Origin of the sequence: Aeromonas sp. HMWF017 (assembly GCF_003061465.1) — a bacterium.
Classification (GTDB): domain Bacteria; phylum Pseudomonadota; class Gammaproteobacteria; order Enterobacterales; family Aeromonadaceae; genus Aeromonas; species Aeromonas veronii.
The window spans coordinates 40,207-42,169 of sequence record NZ_QAJD01000046.1 but is presented as its reverse complement, the minus strand read 5'-3'; the positions used below and the strand labels follow the sequence as shown (position 1 = coordinate 42,169).

Annotated in this window: 2 protein-coding genes and 1 pseudogene; all 3 read right to left on the bottom strand. The window is 58.8% G+C overall.

From position 1 onward, the window contains the following. Positions 1 to 216: 216 nt before the first annotated feature. The gene (locus DBR30_RS04130) at positions 217 to 1,053 is read right to left on the bottom strand and encodes a transporter substrate-binding domain-containing protein (RefSeq protein WP_040067363.1); all 837 of its coding nucleotides are present in this window, start codon (positions 1,051 to 1,053) and stop codon (positions 217 to 219) included. After that, complete coding sequence (locus DBR30_RS04125; RefSeq protein ID WP_108541092.1) at positions 1,050 to 1,811, bottom strand: amino acid ABC transporter ATP-binding protein; 762 nt, start codon at positions 1,809 to 1,811, stop codon at positions 1,050 to 1,052. The genes DBR30_RS04130 and DBR30_RS04125 overlap by 4 nt, the downstream gene beginning before the upstream one ends. After that, a pseudogene (locus DBR30_RS21595) lies at positions 1,808 to 1,963 on the bottom strand (amino acid ABC transporter permease); the annotation flags it as partial. The pseudogene DBR30_RS21595 and the gene DBR30_RS04125, both read right to left, overlap by 4 nt.

Here is a 1,963-nt window from a genome sequence, read left to right as displayed (position 1 = left end):
TTACGGAAAAGGCGTAAATATCAAAGCATGTTTGCATGAGGCGATGGGGCGCCCCATGCAACACGTAATTGGGACATAGCCATAAAAAAGGGCGTCCTCTCTAGCAGGGGACGCCCGGAAAAATCAAACCTTGCGGTTTGCATACCAACGGAACCAAGACCTCACTCTTCACTTACTTCACACACTCAACACACTCTTCAAAACAGGGTTTGTCCATTAACCCTGCCATTTTCCTCCTTCGACAATCACATCATTCGGATCGGTATCAGGGCTCAGCTTGTCACGCACATACTGGTCATAGAGTTTCAGCAGGTACTTCTCCTCACCCAGTTTGGCGAGACGGTCATTGACCCAGTCACGCAGCTCGATATTGCCCTTCTTCACCGCCGGGGCGATGGGGTCTTCCGAGCCCAGTTTTTCGGGCAGTACCCGATAGCCCGGGTTCTCCTTGGCCCAGCTGAACAGTACCAGGTTGTCCTGGGCATAGGCGTCACCACGGCCCTGCGCCAGCGCCTGCAAAGATTCGGTGTTCTTCTCGAACTTGAGGACCTTCCACTCCGGGTGGTTGCGGGTCAGCCAGATATCGGCTGTGGTGCCGGTGGTCACGATCAGGGTCTTGCTGGCCAGATCATCCAGTTTCTTGGCCGGACTCCCTTCCGGCACCAGCACCTGTACCGCCACTCGCAGGTTCGGGTTGGTGAAATCCACCACCTCGCGCCGCTCCGGGGTCACCGTCATATTGGCGAGGATCAGATCCACCTTGTCGCTCTGCAGGAAGGGGATGCGGCTGGCTGGCTCCACCGCCACGAACTCGATCTTGTTCTCGTCCCCCAGCAGATCCTTGGCGAAGCGGCGGCCGAGATCGGTGTCAAAACCGACGTAGTTCCCCTTCTCGTCCACGTAGCCAAACGGCGGCTTATCGGTGAAGACGCCGACGATGAGCTTGTCCCGCGCCTTGATCTTGTCGAGAGAACCGTCCGCCGCATGGGCGGCGCCACTGGCAATACCCAGTCCCAATAAGGCACTAAGCAGAACCGAGGTGATTTTTTTCATGCTGACTCCTTTCGTTTGATGACATTTGTATAAGAAAACTTGGCGAGGAACTGGCGCGCACGCTGGCTCCTGGGATTGTCGAAAAATTGGTGGGGCGCGGCCTGCTCCAGAATGTGGCCGCCATCCATGAAGACGATGCGATCCGCCACCGCCCGGGCGAACGCCAGCTCATGGGTGACGATGAGCAGGGTCATGCCGCTGCCGGCGAGATCGCGGATCACCTCCAGCACCTCCTGCACCATCTCGGGGTCGAGGGCCGCGGTCACCTCGTCAAACAGCATCACCTGCGGGTTCATGCACAGCGCCCGCACGATGGCGATCCGCTGCTGCTGGCCGCCGGAGAGCTGGCGCGGATAGTCGTGGCGCCGCTCCCACAGGCCGATGCGAGTCAGCAACTGCTCGGCTTGCAGCAGCGCCTCTGCCCGCTCCCGCTTCTGCACCTGCAGGGGGCCAAGCAGCACATTTTCCAGCACCGTCAGGTTGGGGAAGAGGTGATAGCTCTGGAACACCATACCGATCCGCTGGCGTACCCGCTGCCAGTCGATGGCACCATCCAGCAGCACGCCATCAAAGCGGATCTCGCCCCCCTGAATGGGTTCAAGCCCGTTGAGGGTGCGCAACAAGGTGCTCTTACCACAGCCACTTGGCCCCAGAATGACGATCACCTCCCCGGCACGCACGCTGAGGCTGATCCGATCCAGCACCATATTCGGGCCGAACTGTTTACTGACAGAACCGAGTTCAAGCAGAGGTGTCATACCGCATTACCCCATTGTTGCTCCAGCCGGCGCGAGGCGAGCGAGAGCGGATAGCAGACCAGAAAAAAGAACAGAAAAAGCAGACCGTAAATAAGCAGCGAGCCATAGGTGCGCTCGATGATCTGCTGGCCCACCTTGATCACTTCCACCAC